The organism is Streptomyces tremellae, from assembly GCF_039540215.1.
Lineage (GTDB): Bacteria > Actinomycetota > Actinomycetes > Streptomycetales > Streptomycetaceae > Streptomyces > Streptomyces tremellae.
The window spans coordinates 1-880 of record NZ_BAABEP010000156.1; the positions used below are offsets into that span (position 1 = coordinate 1).

Here is an 880-nt window from a genome sequence, read left to right on the forward strand (position 1 = left end):
GTATCGAATGCAGACCCGGGGTTAAGCCCCGGGCTTTCACATCCGACGCGACAAACCGCCTACGAGCTCTTTACGCCCAATAATTCCGGACAACGCTTGCGCCCTACGTATTACCGCGGCTGCTGGCACGTAGTTAGCCGGCGCTTCTTCTGCAGGTACCGTCACTCACGCTTCTTCCCTGCTGAAAGAGGTTTACAACCCGAAGGCCGTCATCCCTCACGCGGCGTCGCTGCATCAGGCTTCCGCCCATTGTGCAATATTCCCCACTGCTGCCTCCCGTAGGAGTCTGGGCCGTGTCTCAGTCCCAGTGTGGCCGGTCGCCCTCTCAGGCCGGCTACCCGTCGTCGCCTTGGTAGGCCATCACCCCACCAACAAGCTGATAGGCCGCGGGCTCATCCTGCACCGCCGGAGCTTTCCACGCACCACCCATGCGGGCATGCGTCATATCCGGTATTAGACCCCGTTTCCAGGGCTTGTCCCAGAGTGCAGGGCAGATTGCCCACGTGTTACTCACCCGTTCGCCACTAATCCACCCCGAAAGGCTTCATCGTTCGACTTGCATGTGTTAAGCACGCCGCCAGCGTTCGTCCTGAGCCAGGATCAAACTCTCCGTGAATGCTTTCCCCGTCACCGGGGCGAACACCACGAGAGCGGAACCACGGGAAGGAATAATCCCCGCAGGTTCACAGCATCCTCGCTGTGTCAATCTTCAAAGGAACCTCGCCCACCCGAACCCCGAACAAAACATTCAGGACCCGAACATGGACGGGGTATCAACATATCTGGCGTTGACTTTTAGCACGCTGTTGAGTTCTCAAGGAACGGACGCTTCCATCGGACCCCCTCCCAGGGCTCCTCCGGGCTTTCCCTTCGGTGTTTC

Annotated in this window: 1 rRNA gene; it reads right to left on the reverse strand. The window is 59.3% G+C overall.

Features of this window, described 5'->3' with window-relative positions:
• Window positions 1-616 (reverse strand): 16S ribosomal RNA (locus ABEA77_RS33795); the annotation flags it as partial.
• Window positions 617-880: the final 264 nt, after the last annotated feature.